The following is a 16903-nucleotide window of genomic DNA, read 5'->3' on the forward strand; positions in this document are numbered from 1 at the left end:
GCCGCGATCTGGCACAACAACGCAACCAACGCACCGATCACCCGGTCACTGATCGCCTATGACCACTGACCGGAGATCGGACTTACTCGTCTAGGCCGATGGGCTGAGCCCGGCGCAGGAGCGGGGCGGCCCGGCCGGCTCACCGCGGCGCGGAGGGGACGGGCCGCCGTTCGCTCGTGCTCGGGCGGGGAAGGATCGTCAGACGCCGTAGCCGTCGCGTCGATGGGGGTGCGTTTCCTCGGTGACGACCGGCGTGGTGGGGGGTACCACCACTCGCCTGCGCCGGGCGATGCTGCTGAAGGTGCTGGCACCGATCAGCCCGACGATCATCAGGATGATGCCGACCAGGTCGAGGTTGACCCCTTGCATGTGCCAGTCGGTCGCAAACGTGAGGATGGCTCCCGCGGCGATGAGGATGATGCATCCGCCGAGGCCCATGAGTGTCGCCTCCTGTCCGGTCCGGACTTTCCGGTCACCTCCGTGTACCCGCGCGTCCGGCACCCATGCGGAGTCGACGGCTCACGTCTCGTCAGGACGGCCGTGCCCGGCCCGAGTTCGGGCCGGTGCTCACCCCTCCAGGAACGCCACCAGCGCGTTCGCCAGCAGGTGCGGGTCGTCGACGCCGCACAGTTCGCGCGCGCTGTGCATGGACAGGATCGCGACGCCGATGTCGACGGTCTTGATGCCGTGCCGGGCCGCGGTGATCGGGCCGATCGTGGTGCCGCACGGCATGGAGTTGTTGGAGACGAAGGACTGGAAGGGGACGCCGGCCTTCTCGCAGGCGGCGGCGAACACCGCGCGGCCCGAACCGTCGGTGGCGTAGCGGTTGTTGACGTTGACCTTGAGGATCGGCCCGCCGTTGACGCGCGGGTGGTGCGTGGGGTCGTGCCGCTCCGCGTAGTTGGGGTGGACGGCGTGACCGGTGTCGGAGGACAGGCAGACGCTGCCCGCGAAGGCTCTGGCCCGGTCCTCGTACGATCCTCCGCGCGCGAAGACCGAACGTTCCAGCACGCTGCCGAGCAGCGGCCCGTCCGCGCCGGTGTCCGACTGGGAGCCGTTCTCCTCGTGGTCGAACGCCGCCAGGACCGGGACGTACGGAAGGTCCGAGCCGCCGGACGCGACGGCGGCCAGCGCGGCCGTGGCGGCGTGCACGGACAGCAGGTTGTCCATCCGGGGCCCGGCGACGAGCTCCTTGTCGCGGCCCAGGTAGGCCGGGGGTTCCACCGAGTGCACCATCAGGTCCCAGCCGGTGACCTCGCCCGCGCCGAGCCGGGCGGTCTCCTCCAGGAACGCGATCAGGTCGCCGTCGCGCACGTCGTTGCCGAGGCCCCACACCGGCTGGAGGTGACGCTGCTTGTCGAGCTTGAGCCCCTCCGCCGCCACCGAGCGGTCCAGGTGGATGGCGAGCTGGGGGACGCGCAGCAGCGGCCGGTCGACGTTCACCAGCCGGGTCGAGCCGTCCCGCAGGGTCAGCCGGCCCGCCAGGCCCAGGTCGCGGTCGAGCCAGGAGTTCAGCAGCGGCCCGCCGTAGATCTCGACGGCCACCTGCCGCCAGCCGTGCGCGCCGGTGTCGGGCAGCGGCTTGACCCGCAGGTTGGGGGAGTCGGTGTGGGCGCCGATGATCCGGAACGGGGCGTGCGCGGGGGCGCCCTCGGGGACGTACCAGGCGATGATCGCCCCGCCGCGCAGCACGTACCGGCCGCCGCTGGTCCCGTCCCAGGCGTCCGTCTCGGCGACCTGGCGGAAACCGGCCTTCTCCAGCCGTTCGGCGGCAGCGGCCACCGCGTGGTAGGGCGACGGGCTGGCCGTCAGGAAGGACATCAGGTCGTCGGTGTGGCCGCGGTCGAAGCGGGAGGGTGCGCTCATGGGTTCACCTTAACGACGCCAAGGAGCCCGTTCCCGGGCTGGGAACGGGCCCCTTGTGAAGGAAATGGGGACGCGGGGCCCCTCCCGGGGGAGGGAGGGGCCGGGGCGGACCGGAGGCTTGCTCGTCAGGGAGCGAGGCGGCTAGAACGCCGCCTCGTCCAGCTCCATCAGCTCCAGGTCCACGCCCTCGGCGAGCTTGCGCGCGCCGGTGACGCCGGGCAGGACGTTGGCCGCGAAGAACTTCGCCGCCGCGATCTTGCCCGTGTAGAACGCCTTGTCCTTGGAGGAGGCCGTCTGCAGCTTCTCGGCGGCGATCGCGGCGCCCTTGAGCAGCAGGTAGCCGACGACGACGTCACCGGAGGCCAGCAGCAGGCGGGTGGTGTTCAGGCCCACCTTGTAGATGTTCTTGACGTCCTGCTCGGTGGCCGCGAGGTCGGTCAGCATCAGGCCGACGATGGCCTCCAGCTCGACGGCCGCCTTCGCCAGGTGCTCGCGGGCGCCCGCCAGGTCCTCGCCGCCGGTGCCGAGGGCGAGGAACTTCTTGATGTCCTCGGCGAGGGAGTTCAGCGCGGCGCCCTGGTTGCGGACGATCTTCCGGAAGAAGAAGTCCTGGCCCTGGATCGCGGTCGTGCCCTCGTACAGGGTGTCGATCTTGGCGTCGCGGATGTACTGCTCGATCGGGTACTCCTGCAGGAAGCCGGAGCCGCCGAAGGTCTGCAGCGACTGGGCGAGCTGCTCGTAGCCCTTCTCGGAGCCGTAGCCCTTGACGATCGGCAGGAGCAGGTCGTTGAGCGCGTGCTCGGCCTTGGCGTCCTCGCCGGCCGCCTCCTTGACGGCGATCGCGTCCTGGATCGAGGCCGTGTAGAGGACGAGGGCGCGCATGCCCTCGGCGTACGCCTTCTGCGTCATCAGCGAGCGGCGCACGTCGGGGTGGTGGGTGATGGTGACCTTGGGCGCGGCCTTGTCCATGAAGTTCGCCAGGTCCGGACCCTGGACGCGCTCCTTGGCGTACTCCAGCGCGTTGAGGTAGCCGGTCGACAGGGTGGAGATGGCCTTCGTGCCGACCATCATCCGGGCGAACTCGATGATCCGGAACATCTGGCGGATGCCGTCGTGCTTGTCGCCGATCAGCCAGCCCTTGGCGGGGTGCTGGTCGCCGAACGTCATCTCGCAGGTGTTGGACGCCTTCAGGCCCATCTTGTGCTCGACGTTCGTGGCGTAGACGCCGTTGCGGTCGCCCAGCTCGCCGGTCTCGAAGTCGAAGAGGTACTTCGGGACGAGGAAGAGGGACAGGCCCTTGGTGCCGGGGCCGGCGCCCTCGGGACGGGCGAGGACGTAGTGGAGGATGTTCTCCGCCATGTCGTGCTCACCGGAGGTGATGAACCGCTTCACGCCCTCGATGTGCCAGGAGCCGTCCTCCTGCTGCACGGCCTTGGTGCGGCCGGCGCCGACGTCCGAGCCGGCGTCCGGCTCGGTGAGCACCATCGTCGAGCCCCACTGCTTCTCGACGGCGATCTTCGCGATGCCCTTCTGGACGTCGTTGCCCTCGTCGTAGAGGATCCCGGCGAAGGCCGGGCCGGAGGAGTACATCCACACGGCCGGGTTCGCGCCGAGGATGAGCTCGGCGTACGCCCAGATCAGGGACGGGGGAGCCGTGGTGCCGCCGATTCCCTCGGGCAGGCCCAGACGCCAGTACTCGGAGTCCATGAAGGCCTGGTAGCTCTTCTTGAAGGATGCCGGGACCGGCGCGGTGTTGGTCTCCGGGTCGAAGACCGGCGGGTTGCGGTCGGCGTCCGCGAAGGACTCGGCCAGCTCGTTCTCCGCGAGGCGGGTCAGCTCCTCGAGGACGCTCTTGGCGGTCTCGGTGTCCATCTCCTCGAACGGGCCGGTGCCGTACAGCTTGTCGCGCCCGAGTACTTCGAAGAGGTTGAACTCGATGTCGCGGAGATTCGACTTGTAGTGCCCCATGGCGACGGCTCCGTAGAGAGATCGGCGAGGCACTGGATCCTCGCGCTAGTTCACGTACCAACAAGTAGCTCCGATGATGCTACCCGTCGGTAATAAGAAGCAACCCCGATTCGGTCATCTGTGACTCGTTACTCTTTGGGGCATGTACGGCTACGACCAGGGTGTGGGCGCTCAGCAGCAGTACGCCCAAGCGCAGCAGCAGATGCCGGGCGGGTACGGCCAGCAGCCGCCGCTGTACCCCGAGCCGTCCCCGCCGTCCCTCGCGGACGCGGTGCGGGCCTTCACCACCGGCCAGATGTCGGCGGAGGACTTCCAGCAGGTCTTCGCCACGTCCAAGGTGTACTGCCCGCGCGGCGACAACCCGGGCTTCCTCGCGCTGCACAACACCCAGCAGCCGGTGATCCCGATGTTCACCTCGCTCAAGGAGCTGCGCCGGTACGCGGGCAAGGAGTCCAAGTACTTCGTGATCACCGGCGCGGAGGTGATCGACCTGCTGCCCACCGGCTACGGCTTCGTCCTGGACATGGAGGGAGAGCACCGGATGGTGTTCGACGCGAAGGCGGTCGAACGGATGGTCGACTTCGCGATGCGGCGCATGTACGGCTAGACGTCATCGCTTCGCGGGCGGCTGAGCGGCCGCCGTCGCCCCATGCCGGCCCGGAGGGAATGCCCTCCGGGCTTTCCGTGTTCTGGGTGGCGGAAAGTTCAACGCTCAACTAAAGTAGCCGCACAAGGAGGTACCGACATGCCTGCAGTGACCGTCGAGAACCCGCTGACGCTCCCGCGCGTGACCGCGCCGGCCGACGCCGTGGCACGCCCCGTGCTCGCTGTGACCACCGCACCGAGCGGTTTCGAGGGCGAGGGCTTCCCGGTGCGCCGGGCGTTCGCCGGGATCAACTACCGCCACCTGGACCCGTTCATCATGATGGACCAGATGGGTGAGGTGGAGTACGCGCCGGGAGAGCCCAAGGGAACCCCCTGGCACCCGCACCGCGGCTTCGAGACCGTCACCTACATCATCGACGGGATCTTCGACCACCAGGACAGCCAGGGCGGCGGTGGCACCATCACCAACGGCGACACCCAGTGGATGACGGCCGGATCGGGCCTCCTCCACATCGAGGCCCCGCCGGAGCACCTGGTCGTCTCGGGCGGCCTCTTCCACGGCCTGCAGCTGTGGGTGAACCTCCCGGCCAAGGACAAGATGATGGCGCCGCGCTACCAGGACATCCGCGGCGGCAACGTCCAGCTGCTCACCTCCCCCGACGGCGGCGCGCTGCTCCGCGTCATCGCCGGTGAGCTGGACGGCCACGCCGGTCCCGGCATCACGCACACGCCGATCACGATGATCCACGCGACGCTGGCGCCGGGCGCGGAGATCACGCTGCCGTGGCGTGAGGACTTCAACGGCCTCGCGTACGTGATGGCGGGCAAGGGCTCGGTCGGCGCCGAGCGCCGTCCGGTCCACCTCGGCCAGACGGCGGTCTTCGGCTCCGGCGGCTCGCTGACCGTCCGCGCCGACGAGAAGCAGGACTCCCACACCCCGGACCTGGAGGTCGTCCTCCTCGGCGGACAGCCCATCCGTGAGCCCATGGCTCACTACGGCCCGTTCGTCATGAACACCCGCGAGGAGCTCCAGCAGGCGTTCGAGGACTTCCAGAAGGGCCGCCTGGGCACGATCCCGGCGGTGCACGGGATGACCGAGGGCGGCCTGTAGGACGTACCCGGCCGACCTCTGCGGGTGGGCCCCGTCCCCGATGGGACGGGGCCCACCCGCAGGTCCGGCCCCGTCGCTCCGGATGCCACCGTCCCGGGGTGCCCTCGGGGACCGTTCCCCCGTTGGTGGGCAGAAGTGGCGGTTCCGTCGATGTCGGGCGGGCGGTGGGGGCGGCCTGTGGTGGCCTGGGGGCGTGTCGTTGCTTCCCGAACCCGTGCGCCGGCTCGCCGCCTGGTGCGTCGTCGCGCTGCTCGTGTCCGGGGTCGTGTTCGTCGGGATCCGGCTGTGCGTGGAGCTGCGGACCGCCGTCGTGCCCGTGCTGCTGGCGCTGCTGGGGACCGCGCTGCTCGGGCCCCTGCACCGGCGGCTCGTCAAGGCAGGGGTCCACCGGTCCGCCGCCGCCGGGCTCACCTGCGTCGCCGTCGTCGCCGTGGTCGGCGGGGCGGTGTACATCGTCGTCGCCGCGCTCCTCGACACCGGGGACCAGATCGTCGCCTCGCTGAAGGAGGCGGCCCGGGGGGTCGCCGCCCACTTCGGCGCCGCCGGCACGTCGCTGGACGACCTCGCCTCCAATTCGCGGCAGCTGCTGGCGAAGTTCGGGGGGACGGCGGCCTCGGGCGTCATCAGCGGGGTGAGCGTCGTGGGCGAGAGCATCGCCATGGCCGTGCTCGCCCTGCTGCTCGTCTTCTTCTTCCTGCGCGACGCGCACCGGGCCGTCGGCACCCTGCGGGCGCTCGTCCCAAGCGATTCCGGCGACACCGTCGAGGCCATGGCACGGCGGGCCTACGGCGCCGTCGAGGGGTTCATGCGCGGGACCACGTTCATCGCGCTCATCGACGCCCTGTGCATCACGGTCGGCCTGCTCATCCTCGGCGTGCCCGGCGCCGTCGGCCTCGGCGCGCTGGTCTTCGTCGGGGCGTACATCCCCTACCTCGGCGCGTTCATCTCGGGTGCCGTGGCCGTGCTGGTCGCGCTCGCCGACCGCGGGTTCGTCATCGCGCTGTGGGCGCTCGGCGTCGTGCTCGCCGTGCAGGTGCTGGAGGGACACGTGCTGCAGCCGATGATCCAGAGCAGGACCGTGCAGATGCATCCGGCGGCGGTGCTGCTCGCGATCACGGCGGGCGCGTCGGTGGCCGGGATCCTCGGCATGCTGCTCGCCGTGCCGCTGACCGCGGCCGCCTTCGGGGTCCTGCACGAGCTGCGGGACCTCTACGGGGCCACGGGGATGTCGGAGTCGTCGGACTCGTAGAGCTCGAACCAGATGGTCTTGCCCTCGCCCTGCGGATCGACGCCCCAGGCGTGCGCCAGCAGTTCGATCAGGAGCAGCCCGCGGCCGGAGGAGGCCAGTTCGCCCGGGCGGCGCCGGTGCGGCAGGTCGTCGCTGGGGTCGGTGACCTCCACCCGCATCCGCCGGTCGCCCTTCTCGCCCCGCACCTCGGCGCGCAGCAGCGCGTCGGAGTCGGTGTGCACGAGCACGTTGGTGAGCATCTCCGACAGCAGCAGGACCGCCGAGTCGATCTGGTCCGGGGAGTCCCAGTCGTGCAGCAGTTCGCGCAGTTGCTGGCGGGCCGCGGCCACCCGCTCCGGCGCGGTCTGCGCCACCGACAGCACGGTGCGGCGGACGGAGGGCTGGACGGTGACCGCGTCGGGGCTGCCCTCCGACGGCCGGCACAGCAGCAGGACCGCTATGTCGTCCTCGCGCCGGTCGGCGAGCGGGCCGGTGGTGTGGTGGGAGGAGGGCCCGTGCACCCCTTGCACCAGCGAGTCGGCGAGTTCCTCGAGGTCGCCCTTGTGCTCCTCGAGGATGGTGCGGATGCGCTGCCAGCCGGTCTCCAGGTCGTGCCCGCCGGTCTCGATCAGGCCGTCGGTGCAGAGCATCATGGTCTCGTCGGGTTCGAGGAGGATGCGGGTGGTGGGGTAGTCGGCGTCCGGGTCGATGCCCAGCGGCAGGCCGCCCTCCGTCGGCCGGGTCAGCACCGTGCCGTCCGCCATCCGGATCGCCGGATCGGGGTGGCCGGCGCGGGCGATCTCGAGGACGCCGGTGGCGGGGTCGACCTCGACGTACAGGCAGGTCGCGAAGCGCAGGTCGGCGACCTCGCCGCCCATGCCGTGCAGGAAACGCGACGCGCGTGAGAGCACCGCGTCGGGGCGGTGGCCCTCGCTGGCGTAGGCGCGCAGCGCTATGCGCAGCTGTGCCATCAGCCCGGCCGCCCGTACGTCGTGGCCCTGCACGTCGCCGATGACGAGGGCGAAGCGGCCTTTGCCGTCCCTGGTCCGGGAGGTCCCGCCGGGCAGCGGGATCATGTCGTACCAGTCGCCGCCGACCTGGAGGCCGCCGCCGGTGGGGACGTAGCGGGCGGCGACGCGCATGCCGGGTATCTGCGGGCCGAGGGTCGGCAGCATGGAGCGCTGCAGGTCGTCGGTCAGGGCCCGCTCGGTCTCGGCGGCCCCGGCGCGGCTGAGCGCCTGGGCGAGCATGCGGGCCACCGTCGCCAGCACGGCCCGTTCGTCGGGCGTGAAGGCGACCGGGTAGGAGAAGACCGCCAGCCAGGTGCCCATGGTGCGGCCGCCCGCGGTCAGCGGCAGGTAGGCCCAGGAGCGGCGGTGGTAGCGCGCGGCGAGCGGCCAGGTGACCGGGTAGCGGGACTTGTACTGCTCGGGCGTGGAGAGGTAGACGGCACGGCCGGTGCGGACCACCTCGGCGGCCGGGTAGTCGGTGTCCAGCGGCATCTGCGTGAAGGGGGGTTCCTCGCTGAGTTCCGGACCATGGTGGCCGATGACCGTGAGCTGGTCGCCCTGCACGCTGAACACCACGAGCTCGGCCGGTGAGAAACCCGGCATCGACAGGCCCGCGGCGACCCGCAGCACCTCCTCGGTCGACCGTGCCTCGGCCAGCGCCCGGCCCGCGTCCAGCAGGAAGGCCTCGCGGGAGCGCCGCCAGTCGCCGGTGACGGCGCTGCGCCCGGCGGGCGTGCCCGGGGTGGGCTCGGTGACCTCCTGCAGGGTGCCGATCAGCTGGAAGGAGCGCGTCCGCCGGTCGTAGGTCGGCTTGGAGCGGGAGCGGACGACGCGGATGATCCGGCCGTGCTCGTCCATGATCCGGATGCGCACCTCGGCGAGGGTCTGCTCGGAGACGGCGAGGGTGACCACGCCGGTGATCTCGTTCCAGTCGACGGGGTGCAGCCGGGCTCGGGCCTGGGCCTGGGTGAGCGTGGTCGCCTCGGCGGGCAGGCCGAGCAGCCGAGCGGCCTCGGCGTCGACGGTGACCAGCTCGGTGGCGGTGTCCCAGTGCCACAGGCCGGTCGCGAGGGCGGTGAGGACCTCCCCCACGGCGGGCAGGGGCTCGCCAGTACGCATTGACCCACTTTATGGAGAAGCGATCGGAAAGTGCCACCGATCGTCTTGTTTTCGGTCGTGGGAAGGCGGTCTCGGGGTCCCCGGTAGGCTTGGACGGAGTTTCACGTGAAACATTGCCCCCGATCCGCGAAGGCTGGATGAACGACGATGCATCGGTACAGGTCCCACACCTGCGGCGAGCTCCGCGCCTCTGACGTCGGCACCGACGTCCGGCTGAGTGGCTGGCTGCACAATCGGCGCGACCTGGGCGGCATCCTCTTCATCGATCTGCGGGATCACTACGGCATCACGCAGCTCGTGGCGCGCCCCGGGACGGCCGCGTACGAGGCGCTCGACAAGCTCTCCAAGGAGACCGTCGTCCGCGTCGACGGCAAGGTCGTCTCCCGCGGCGCCGAGAACATCAACTCCGACCTGCCGACCGGTGAGGTCGAGGTCGAGGTCGGCGAGGTGGAGGTGCTGGGCGCGGCCGCCCCGCTCCCCTTCACGATCAACACCGAGGACGGCGTCAACGAGGAGCGGCGCCTGGAGTACCGCTTCCTGGACCTGCGCCGCGAGCGCATGCACCGCAACATCATGCTGCGCACGGCGGTCATCTCGGCCATGCGGCACAAGATGACGGCGATGGGCTTCAACGAGATGGCCACGCCGATCCTGTCCGCCACCTCCCCCGAGGGCGCCCGCGACTTCGTCGTCCCCTCCCGCCTCAACCCGGGCAAGTTCTACGCCCTCCCGCAGGCCCCGCAGCAGTTCAAGCAGCTGCTGATGATCTCCGGCTTCGACCGCTACTTCCAGATCGCGCCCTGCTTCCGCGACGAGGACGCCCGCGCCGACCGCTCGCCGGGCGAGTTCTACCAGCTCGACATCGAGATGTCCTTCGTCGAGCAGGAGGACATCTTCCAGCCGGTCGAGAAGCTGATGACCGAGCTGTTCGAGGAGTTCGGCGACGGCCGGCACGTGACCTCCCCGTTCCCGCGGATCCCGTTCCGCGAGGCGATGCTGAAGTACGGCTCCGACAAGCCGGACCTGCGCGCCAAGCTGGAGCTCGTCGACATCACCGACGTCTTCGAGGGCTCGGAGTTCAAGGCGTTCGCCGGCAAGCACGTGCGCGCGCTGCCGGTGCCGGACGTGTCGGCGCAGCCCCGCAAGTTCTTCGACCAGCTCGGCGAGTTCGCCGTCTCGCTGGGCGCCAAGGGCCTGGCCTGGGTGCGGGTGGCCGAGGACGGCTCGCTGACCGGCCCGATCGCGAAGTTCCTCACCGAGGAGAACGTCGCCGAGCTGACCAAGCGCCTGTCGCTGGCGGCCGGGCACGCGGTGTTCTTCGGCGCGGGCGAGTTCGACGAGGTCTCCAAGGTCATGGGCGCGGTGCGGGTCGAGGCCGCGCGGCGCGCCGGGCACTTCGAGGAGGGCGTCTTCCGGTTCTGCTGGATCGTCGACTTCCCGATGTACGAGAAGGACGAGGACACCGGGAAGATCGACTTCTCGCACAACCCCTTCTCGATGCCGCAGGGCGGCCTGGAGGCGCTGGAGACCCAGGACCCGCTGGACATCCTGGGCTGGCAGTACGACATCGTCTGCAACGGCGTCGAGCTGTCCTCCGGCGCGATCCGGAACCACGAGCCGGAGATCATGCTGAAGGCGTTCGAGATCGCCGGTTACGACCGGGAGACGGTCGAGGAGAAGTTCGCCGGCATGCTGCGCGCCTTCCGCTTCGGCGCCCCGCCGCACGGTGGCATCGCGCCCGGCGTCGACCGCATCGTCATGCTGCTGGCCGACGAGCCGAACATCCGCGAGACCATCGCCTTCCCGCTGAACGGCAACGCCCAGGACCTGATGATGGGCGCGCCGACGGAGCTGGAGGAGGCGCGGCTGCGGGAGCTGCACCTCCAGGTGCGCAAGCCGCAGCCGAAGTAGGCGAAGCCGCCGAAGCGGGCGGAGTGGCTGAAGCGGTCGAAGCCGCCGAGCGGGCGGAGTGGCCGAGGCCGCCGAAGCAGGCGGAGCCGCCGAAGCGGGCACAGGCGGGCAGGAAGGGCTCGGAACCGGCGTCGGTTTCGAGCCCTTTCGCGTGCGCCCCCGATTCACAGCTTCCTCCGATGTTCTCGCCGGTGGGCCGCCCCTACGGTCGCTGGTCATGACGGACACGCGAATACCCGAAGACAGAGGGCAGTTGAAGCGCCGTACGGTCCTGGCGGCCGGCGGAGCGGCCGTGACCGCGGTGGGTGTGGGCGGCGCGTTCGCCGCGGGCGCCTCCGCGCAGGAGGAGACCGCGGCGAACGCCTGCTACACGCTCACCTCGGAGCTGGTCGAGGGCCCGTACTACATCGACGCCGACAAGATCCGGCAGGACGTCACCGAGGACCAGGAGGGCATCCCGCTCACCCTCGCGCTGACGGTGATCGACGCGGAGACCTGCCGCCCGCTGCGGGACGCGGCCGTGGACATCTGGCACTGCAACGCGCTGGGGGTCTACTCCGGGTACGAGTCGAACGGCAGCGGCGGCGGGGGCGGCGGCCCCGCTCCGACGGACGCGCCCTCCGGCACCCCGACCGGCACCCCGACCGGCGAGCCGCCCTCCGGCCCGCCCGGCGGCGTGGGCGGCCACCAGGAGCCGACCGACGACGAGCGCTACCTGCGCGGCACCTGGCGCACCGACCGGCACGGCCGCGTCACCTTCCGGACCGTCTTCCCCGGCTGGTACCAGGGCCGTTGCGTGCACATCCACGTCAAGGTGCACGTGGACGGCGAGTGGACGGACGCCGGTTACGAGGGCGGCCACACCTGCCACACGGGCCAGCTGTTCTTCGACGAGGCGTCGGTGCTGCTGACGGCGGAGGAGGAGCCGTACTCCACCAACGCCGCCGCCCGCACCACCCTCGACGAGGACACCATCTACCCGGGCAACGGCCACGAGGGCGGCCTGCTGTACCTCAGGTACGACCGCCGGCACATCGCCCGGGGCGTGCACGCGCGCCTGACGCTGGGCGTCGAACCGGACGCGACGCACGACGGCCAGGACAGCCCGCCGCAGCCGACCGCCTCCGCTTCCACCTCCGCCTCCGCCTCGTAGCGCACGCCGGCCGTCCGCCCCCTCGGGCTCTGCGGCCGGATCCCGCTCCGGCTCAGCCCTCCCGCTTGGCGTCGATCTCGGCGATGAGGGCCTCGACGCGGGCCCTGATCTGGTCGCGGATGGGGCGGACGGCCTCGACGCCCTTGCCCGCCGGGTCCTCCAGCGCCCAGTCGAGGTACTTCTTGCCGGGGAAGACGGGGCAGGCGTCGCCGCAGCCCATGGTGATGACGTAGTCGGACGCCTGGACGGCCTCGGTGGTCAGGATCTTCGGCCTGGCCGCGGAGATGTCGACGCCGGCCTCCTTCATGGCCTCCACCGCGGCCGGGTTGACCTGGTCGCCGGGGACTGAACCGGCGGACCGCACCTCGATCCGGTCGCCCGCGAGGTGGTGGAGGAATCCGGCGGCCATCTGGGAGCGCCCGGCGTTGTGGACGCAGACGAACAGCACGGAGGCGAGCGGGCTGAAGGACATCGGCTCTTTCCTTCGTCGGTGGGGCGGGCGGTCGCGGATCCTCATGGATCAGCCCTGACTGGTATCAGTCTGAAGTGATGTGACAGTATCAGTACATGATGACGTCAGCCGACGCTGATCTGATCCGGGTTCTGGCCGACCCGCTCAGGCTGCGGATCGTGACCCTGCTGGCCCGCGAGACGCTGTGCACCACCCACCTGGTGGAGGAGACCGGTGCACGGCAGACCAACCTCTCCAACCATCTGAAGGTGCTGCGCGAGGCGGGTGTCGTGGAGACGGAGCCGTGCGGCCGGTACACGTACTACCGGCTGTGCCCGGACGTCATCGACCGGCTGGCCGGGCAGTTCGCCGGCCTGGCCGCGTCCGCCCGCAACGCCGCCGAGATCAAGAGGGCCTGCCCGTGAACAGCACCGGAACCACGCCACCCGGGGAGTCCTCGGTCGTCGCGAAGCTGTCGACGCTCGACCGCTTCCTCGCCGTGTGGATCCTGGCCGCCATGGCCGCCGGTCTCGGGCTGGGGCGGGCGATCCCCGGTCTGAACGACGCCCTCGCCAAGGTCGAGATCGGCGGGATCTCCCTGCCGATCGCCCTCGGCCTGCTGGTCATGATGTACCCGGTCCTGGCCAAGGTCCGCTACGACAAGCTCGACGCGGTCACCGGCGACCGCCGGCTCATGGTGCCGTCGTTGGTCGTCAACTGGCTCGTCGGCCCGGCGGTCATGTTCGCGCTGGCGTGGATCTTCCTGTCCGATCTGCCCGAGTACCGCACCGGCCTGATCATCGTCGGGCTCGCCCGCTGCATCGCCATGGTCATCATCTGGAACGACCTCGCGTGCGGGGACCGCGAGGCCGCCGCCGTCCTCGTCGCCCTCAACTCCGTCTTCCAGGTCCTCGCCTTCGGGCTGCTCGGCTGGTTCTACCTCGACCTGCTGCCCGGCTGGCTGGGCCTGGGCGGCGGCGAGCGCCTGGACATATCCATGGGGAAGATCGCGCTGAACGTCGTCATCTTCCTCGGCATCCCCCTGGTGGCAGGCTTCCTCACCCGCCGCCTCGGCGAGCGCAGGCTGGGCCGCGAGGCGTACGAGAGCAGGTTTCTGCCGAAGATCGGCCCGTGGGCGCTGTACGGGCTGCTGTTCACGATCGTGATCCTCTTCGCCCTCCAGGGGAAGACGATCACCTCCCAGCCCCTGGACGTGGCCCGCATCGCGCTGCCGCTGCTGGCCTACTTCGCGATCATGTGGTTCGGCACCTTCGCCCTGGGCAAGGCCCTCGGCCTCCCCTACGACCGCACCGCCACCCTCGCCTTCACCGCCGCCGGCAACAACTTCGAGCTGGCCATCGCGGTCGCGATCGCCACCTTCGGCGTCACCTCGGGGCAGGCCCTGTCCGGTGTGGTCGGGCCGCTGATCGAGGTCCCGGTGCTGGTGGCGCTGGTGTACGTCTCCCTGGCCTGGCGGCGTAGGTTCAGCACGGACCGGCGGTCGGGGCAGGAGCCGGGGCCGGGGCCGACGTCGGCGTCCGCGTCCGCGTCGCGGGAGAGCTGACGCCGGTCAGCTGACGCCGGTCAGCAGCCTGCCCATGGTGGCCAGCACGGACGGCTCGACGCGGTAGTACACCCAGGTGCCGCGCCGCTGCGAGGTGAGCAGTCCGGCCTCCTTCAGCTTCTTCAGGTGGTGGGACACCGTCGGCTGGGAGACGCCGACGTCGGAGATGTCGCACACGCACGCCTCGCCGCCGTCGTGCGAGGCCACCGCGGAGAACAGCCGCAGCCGCACCGGGTCGCCGAGCGCCTTGAACATCCGGGCGGCCGTCTCCGCCTCCTCCGCGGTGAACGGGCGCTCGGTGAGCGGCGGGCAACAGGGTTCCGCGGCCTCGGCGGGGGCGGGTTCCAGCAGCGGCGGCACCTCGGTGTTCGACATGCGTCTATGTTGACACACGTCGAACCAGCGGGGGAAAGGCCCTGATGTCCTGGCTCAGGTGGCTACGGCCCGGCTGGAGGCCGCCGCATCACGCGTCCGGCGTCACGTCCGGCATCGCGTCCGGCGTCACGTCCGGCACCGCGTCCGGCATCACAGGGATTCGTCACCGCCGACCTTCCCCTTGGTCTCGTCGTAACCGGCCTTGGCGGGCGCCTCGGCCGGTGCGTAGATCACGCGGATCACGCCGGTCGGGAACGTCTCGGTCGCCGTCACGCGCAGGTGGTACGGCGCGTCGCCCTCGTCGAACAGCTTGCGGCCCCTGCGTGCCGCCACCGGGTGCACCAACAGGCGCAGTTCGTCGATCAGCCCTGCGGCGAGGAGCTGCTGCACGACCGAGAGCGACCCGGGGATGAGGATGCCCCGGACGCCGGTGTCGGTCCTGAGCGCGGCGACGGCGTCGACGAGGTCGCCCTTGATCAGCTCGGAGTTGCGCCAGGTGAACTCCTGCGGCCGGCGCGAGACGACCACCTTGCGCATGTCCCCGAGCTGCTTCGCGAACGGCGCGTCCTCCCCGCCCGCGGCCTCGCGGCCGGGCCAGGCGCCGGCGAAGCTGTCGTAGGTCTCGCGGCCGATGAGCAGCACGTCGGAGGTTTCGTAGTCCTCGGTGACGGCGCGGCCCATGTTCTCGTCGAAGTACGGGAAGTGCCAGTCCGGGTCGATCTCGGCCACGCCGTCGGCCGAGATGAACAGGCTGGAGATGACCCTCGCCATTTGACGACTCCTTCGCTTGCAGTGGTGTCAGCAGGTAGACCGGCGTACCGCGCCGAACTCATCGCCCTGCGCCATGCGGCCCGTCTGCCGCGGTCGGCCACGGTGCCGGCGAGGGCCTCGGGCGGGCGGCAGGCGCCTGCCCGACGGCGGGTTTCGTCCCGTGCGTCCTTATTGTCCTCGTATGCGTTCCCGCTCGGTTTCCTGCGGCTCGCGGGTCGGTCCCCTTCCTTGATTCGATAAATGTCTATGTTGACGCTTGTCGAATCAGGTGTCATGCTGGCCGCGCAAGCCATCGACGCATGTCGAAGCAAAGGGGAAATCTCGTGGTCGTGCCCATCAACAGCGTCTCCGGTACCGACCGGCTGCCCGTCGTGGTCGTCGGAGCCGGCCCGGTCGGACTGGCCGCCGCCGCCCGTCTCCTCGAGCGCGGCATCGAGCCGCTGGTCCTGGAAGCCGGCCCGTCCGCCGCCACCGCCGTACGCGACTGGGCGCACGTACGGCTGTTCTCCCCCTGGGCCGAGGTGATCGACCCCGCGGCCGAGAAGCTCCTCGCCCCCACCGGCTGGATCCGCCCCGACGGCGCCGTGTACCCGACCGGCGGCGACTGGGTGCGGCAGTACCTGCAGCCGCTCGCCGACGTCCTGGGCGACCGGGTCCGCTACGGCGCCACGGTCACCGGCGTCGCCCGCGCCGGCCGGGACCGCGTCGTCGACTCCGGCCGCGACGAGCAGCCGTTCACCGTGCACGTCCGCACCGCGGACGGCGGCGAGGAGCGGATCACCGCCCGCGCCGTCGTCGACGCCTCCGGCACCTGGTCCACGCCCGGCCCGCTGGGCGGCGACGGCCTGCCCGCGCTCGGCGAGGCGGCGGCCGCCGACCGGATCTCCCACCGCATCCCCGACCTCGCCGACCCGGCCGTCCGCGCCCGGTACGCGGGCCGCCGCACCGCCGTCGTCGGCTCGGGCGCCTCCGCCTTCACCGCCCTGGCCCAGCTCGCCGACCTGGCCGAGCAGACGGAGGGCACGCACGCGGTGTGGATCCTGCGCCGGGGCATCGGCACGAACACCTACGGCGGCGGCGAGGCCGACCAGCTCCCCGCGCGCGGCGCGCTGGGCCTGCGGGCCAAGGCCGCCGTCGACAGCGGGCACGCGAGCGCGGTCACCGGCTTCCGCACCGCGGCCGTCGAGCGCGCCGACGGCGGCGGCCTGGTCCTGGTGTCCGAGGACGGCCGCCGCCTCGACCCCGTCGACGAGGTGATCGTCCTGACCGGCTTCCGCCCGGACCTGTCCTTCCTGAGCGAGATCCGCCTGCACCTCGACGAGCGGCTCCAGGCCCCGGCCGCGCTGGCCCCGCTCATCGACCCGAACGTGCACTCCTGCGGCACGGTCTACCCGCACGGCGTGAACGAGCTCTCCCACCCCGAACACGACGTCTACCTGGTCGGCATGAAGTCCTACGGCCGTGCCCCGACGTTCCTCGCCCTCACCGGCTACGAGCAGGTCCGCTCCGTCGCCGCCGCGATCGCCGGGGACCGGGAGGCCGCCGAGCGCGTCGAACTGGTCCTCCCGGAGACGGGGGTGTGCGGCGGCGCCGGTCTGTTCGACGAGCCGGACAGCGCCGGTCAGTCCGGCGGCGGCTGCTGCGCCGCCCCCGCCACCCTCCAGATCGGCACCGGCGCCCCGGGCACGCCTTCCGGCACCGCCTCCGGCGGCTGCTGAAACCGCCTGCCCGCCTGCCCGGCCGTTGCCTGCCCGCCTCACCGCGTTCGCA

At 71.2% G+C, this 16903-nt stretch carries 15 protein-coding genes; 8 read left to right on the forward strand and 7 right to left on the reverse strand.

Features of this window, described 5'->3' with window-relative positions:
- Nucleotides 1-198 precede the first annotated feature (198 nt).
- The 3 genes from ACH4ZX_RS28250 to ACH4ZX_RS28260 all read right to left on the reverse strand — a co-directional run bounded on the left by ACH4ZX_RS28250 (nt 199) and on the right by ACH4ZX_RS28260 (nt 3834).
- Nucleotides 199-438, reverse strand: a complete 240-nt coding sequence (locus ACH4ZX_RS28250) for a DUF6458 family protein (RefSeq protein ID WP_398278490.1) — start codon at nt 436-438, stop codon at nt 199-201.
- Between the two features lie 129 nt (nt 439-567).
- Nucleotides 568-1866 (reverse strand): M18 family aminopeptidase, encoded by a 1299-nt coding sequence (locus ACH4ZX_RS28255; protein WP_398278493.1) that lies wholly within the window; start codon nt 1864-1866, stop codon nt 568-570.
- A gap of 141 nt (nt 1867-2007) precedes the next feature.
- The gene (locus ACH4ZX_RS28260) at nt 2008-3834 is read right to left on the reverse strand and encodes an acyl-CoA dehydrogenase (RefSeq protein WP_398278496.1); all 1827 of its coding nucleotides are present in this window, start codon (nt 3832-3834) and stop codon (nt 2008-2010) included.
- A 142-nt stretch (nt 3835-3976) separates the two neighbouring features.
- Here ACH4ZX_RS28260 and ACH4ZX_RS28265 point away from each other — a divergent pair, with 142 nt between their 5' ends.
- The 3 genes from ACH4ZX_RS28265 to ACH4ZX_RS28275 all read left to right on the forward strand — a co-directional run bounded on the left by ACH4ZX_RS28265 (nt 3977) and on the right by ACH4ZX_RS28275 (nt 6800).
- A complete protein-coding gene (locus tag ACH4ZX_RS28265; protein WP_398278499.1) occupies nt 3977-4441 on the forward strand; it encodes an SseB family protein in 465 nt (154 codons plus the stop codon).
- A 138-nt stretch (nt 4442-4579) separates the two neighbouring features.
- A complete protein-coding gene (locus ACH4ZX_RS28270; protein ID WP_398278502.1) occupies nt 4580-5551 on the forward strand; it encodes a pirin family protein in 972 nt (323 codons plus the stop codon).
- Nucleotides 5552-5744: 193 nt separating this feature from the next.
- Nucleotides 5745-6800, forward strand: a complete 1056-nt coding sequence (locus ACH4ZX_RS28275; protein WP_398278505.1) for an AI-2E family transporter — start codon at nt 5745-5747, stop codon at nt 6798-6800.
- Here the strand turns inward: ACH4ZX_RS28275 and ACH4ZX_RS28280 are convergent.
- A complete protein-coding gene (locus tag ACH4ZX_RS28280; protein ID WP_398278508.1) occupies nt 6761-8908 on the reverse strand; it encodes a SpoIIE family protein phosphatase in 2148 nt (715 codons plus the stop codon). The two genes, ACH4ZX_RS28275 and ACH4ZX_RS28280, sit on opposite strands and share 40 nt — an antisense overlap.
- A 147-nt stretch (nt 8909-9055) precedes the next feature.
- Here ACH4ZX_RS28280 and aspS point away from each other — a divergent pair, with 147 nt between their 5' ends.
- Complete coding sequence (gene aspS / locus ACH4ZX_RS28285) at nt 9056-10819, forward strand: aspartate--tRNA ligase (protein WP_398278510.1); 1764 nt, start codon at nt 9056-9058, stop codon at nt 10817-10819.
- 217 nt (nt 10820-11036) lie between these two features.
- A complete protein-coding gene (locus ACH4ZX_RS28290; RefSeq protein WP_398278513.1) occupies nt 11037-11972 on the forward strand; it encodes an intradiol ring-cleavage dioxygenase in 936 nt (311 codons plus the stop codon).
- 52 nt (nt 11973-12024) lie between these two features.
- Here the strand turns inward: ACH4ZX_RS28290 and ACH4ZX_RS28295 are convergent, their stop codons facing one another.
- Complete coding sequence (locus tag ACH4ZX_RS28295; protein ID WP_398278516.1) at nt 12025-12444, reverse strand: arsenate reductase ArsC; 420 nt, start codon at nt 12442-12444, stop codon at nt 12025-12027.
- Nucleotides 12445-12539: 95 nt separating this feature from the next.
- On the opposite strand from ACH4ZX_RS28295, the gene ACH4ZX_RS28300 reads away from it, so the two are divergent.
- Together ACH4ZX_RS28300 and arsB are read left to right on the forward strand one after the other, a co-directional pair.
- On the forward strand, nt 12540-12848 hold the full coding sequence (locus ACH4ZX_RS28300; RefSeq protein WP_398278519.1) for an ArsR/SmtB family transcription factor: 309 nt from the start codon (nt 12540-12542) through the stop codon (nt 12846-12848).
- Nucleotides 12845-13987 (forward strand): ACR3 family arsenite efflux transporter, encoded by a 1143-nt coding sequence (gene arsB, locus ACH4ZX_RS28305; protein WP_398278522.1) that lies wholly within the window; start codon nt 12845-12847, stop codon nt 13985-13987. Before ACH4ZX_RS28300 ends, arsB begins: the two co-directional genes overlap by 4 nt.
- Before the next feature lie 6 nt (nt 13988-13993).
- Here arsB and ACH4ZX_RS28310 read toward each other — a convergent pair whose 3' ends face one another.
- Both ACH4ZX_RS28310 and ACH4ZX_RS28315 read right to left on the reverse strand, forming a co-directional pair.
- Entirely contained in the window at nt 13994-14362 is a 369-nt protein-coding gene (locus ACH4ZX_RS28310) for an ArsR/SmtB family transcription factor (protein WP_398278525.1), read from the reverse strand.
- A 150-nt stretch (nt 14363-14512) separates the two neighbouring features.
- On the reverse strand, nt 14513-15133 hold the full coding sequence (locus ACH4ZX_RS28315; RefSeq protein ID WP_398278528.1) for a dihydrofolate reductase family protein: 621 nt from the start codon (nt 15131-15133) through the stop codon (nt 14513-14515).
- A gap of 299 nt (nt 15134-15432) precedes the next feature.
- On the opposite strand from ACH4ZX_RS28315, the gene ACH4ZX_RS28320 reads away from it, so the two are divergent.
- On the forward strand, nt 15433-16851 hold the full coding sequence (locus ACH4ZX_RS28320; protein ID WP_398278531.1) for an NAD(P)-binding domain-containing protein: 1419 nt from the start codon (nt 15433-15435) through the stop codon (nt 16849-16851).
- Nucleotides 16852-16903 lie beyond the last annotated feature (52 nt).

Origin of the sequence: Streptomyces sp. NPDC020490, from assembly GCF_044335305.1 — a bacterium.
GTDB lineage: Bacteria > Actinomycetota > Actinomycetes > Streptomycetales > Streptomycetaceae > Streptomyces.

What these genes read in the sequence shown, in the direction of transcription:
- ACH4ZX_RS28295 (WP_398278516.1), bottom strand. Translation starts at nt 12,444, where the DNA reads ATGTCCTTCAGCCCGCTCGCCTCCGTGCTGTTCGTCTGCGTCCACAAC.
- ACH4ZX_RS28310 (WP_398278525.1), bottom strand. Translation starts at nt 14,362, where the DNA reads ATGTCGAACACCGAGGTGCCGCCGCTGCTGGAACCCGCCCCCGCCGAG.
- ACH4ZX_RS28265 (WP_398278499.1), top strand. Translation starts at nt 3,977, where the DNA reads ATGTACGGCTACGACCAGGGTGTGGGCGCTCAGCAGCAGTACGCCCAA.
- ACH4ZX_RS28320 (WP_398278531.1), top strand. Translation starts at nt 15,433, where the DNA reads ATGTCGAAGCAAAGGGGAAATCTCGTGGTCGTGCCCATCAACAGCGTC.
- ACH4ZX_RS28280 (WP_398278508.1), bottom strand. Translation starts at nt 8,908, where the DNA reads ATGCGTACTGGCGAGCCCCTGCCCGCCGTGGGGGAGGTCCTCACCGCC.
- ACH4ZX_RS28315 (WP_398278528.1), bottom strand. Translation starts at nt 15,133, where the DNA reads ATGGCGAGGGTCATCTCCAGCCTGTTCATCTCGGCCGACGGCGTGGCC.
- ACH4ZX_RS28260 (WP_398278496.1), bottom strand. Translation starts at nt 3,834, where the DNA reads ATGGGGCACTACAAGTCGAATCTCCGCGACATCGAGTTCAACCTCTTC.
- ACH4ZX_RS28290 (WP_398278513.1), top strand. Translation starts at nt 11,037, where the DNA reads ATGACGGACACGCGAATACCCGAAGACAGAGGGCAGTTGAAGCGCCGT.
- ACH4ZX_RS28270 (WP_398278502.1), top strand. Translation starts at nt 4,580, where the DNA reads ATGCCTGCAGTGACCGTCGAGAACCCGCTGACGCTCCCGCGCGTGACC.
- ACH4ZX_RS28300 (WP_398278519.1), top strand. Translation starts at nt 12,540, where the DNA reads ATGATGACGTCAGCCGACGCTGATCTGATCCGGGTTCTGGCCGACCCG.
- ACH4ZX_RS28255 (WP_398278493.1), bottom strand. Translation starts at nt 1,866, where the DNA reads ATGAGCGCACCCTCCCGCTTCGACCGCGGCCACACCGACGACCTGATG.
- aspS (WP_398278510.1), top strand. Translation starts at nt 9,056, where the DNA reads ATGCATCGGTACAGGTCCCACACCTGCGGCGAGCTCCGCGCCTCTGAC.
- ACH4ZX_RS28250 (WP_398278490.1), bottom strand. Translation starts at nt 438, where the DNA reads ATGGGCCTCGGCGGATGCATCATCCTCATCGCCGCGGGAGCCATCCTC.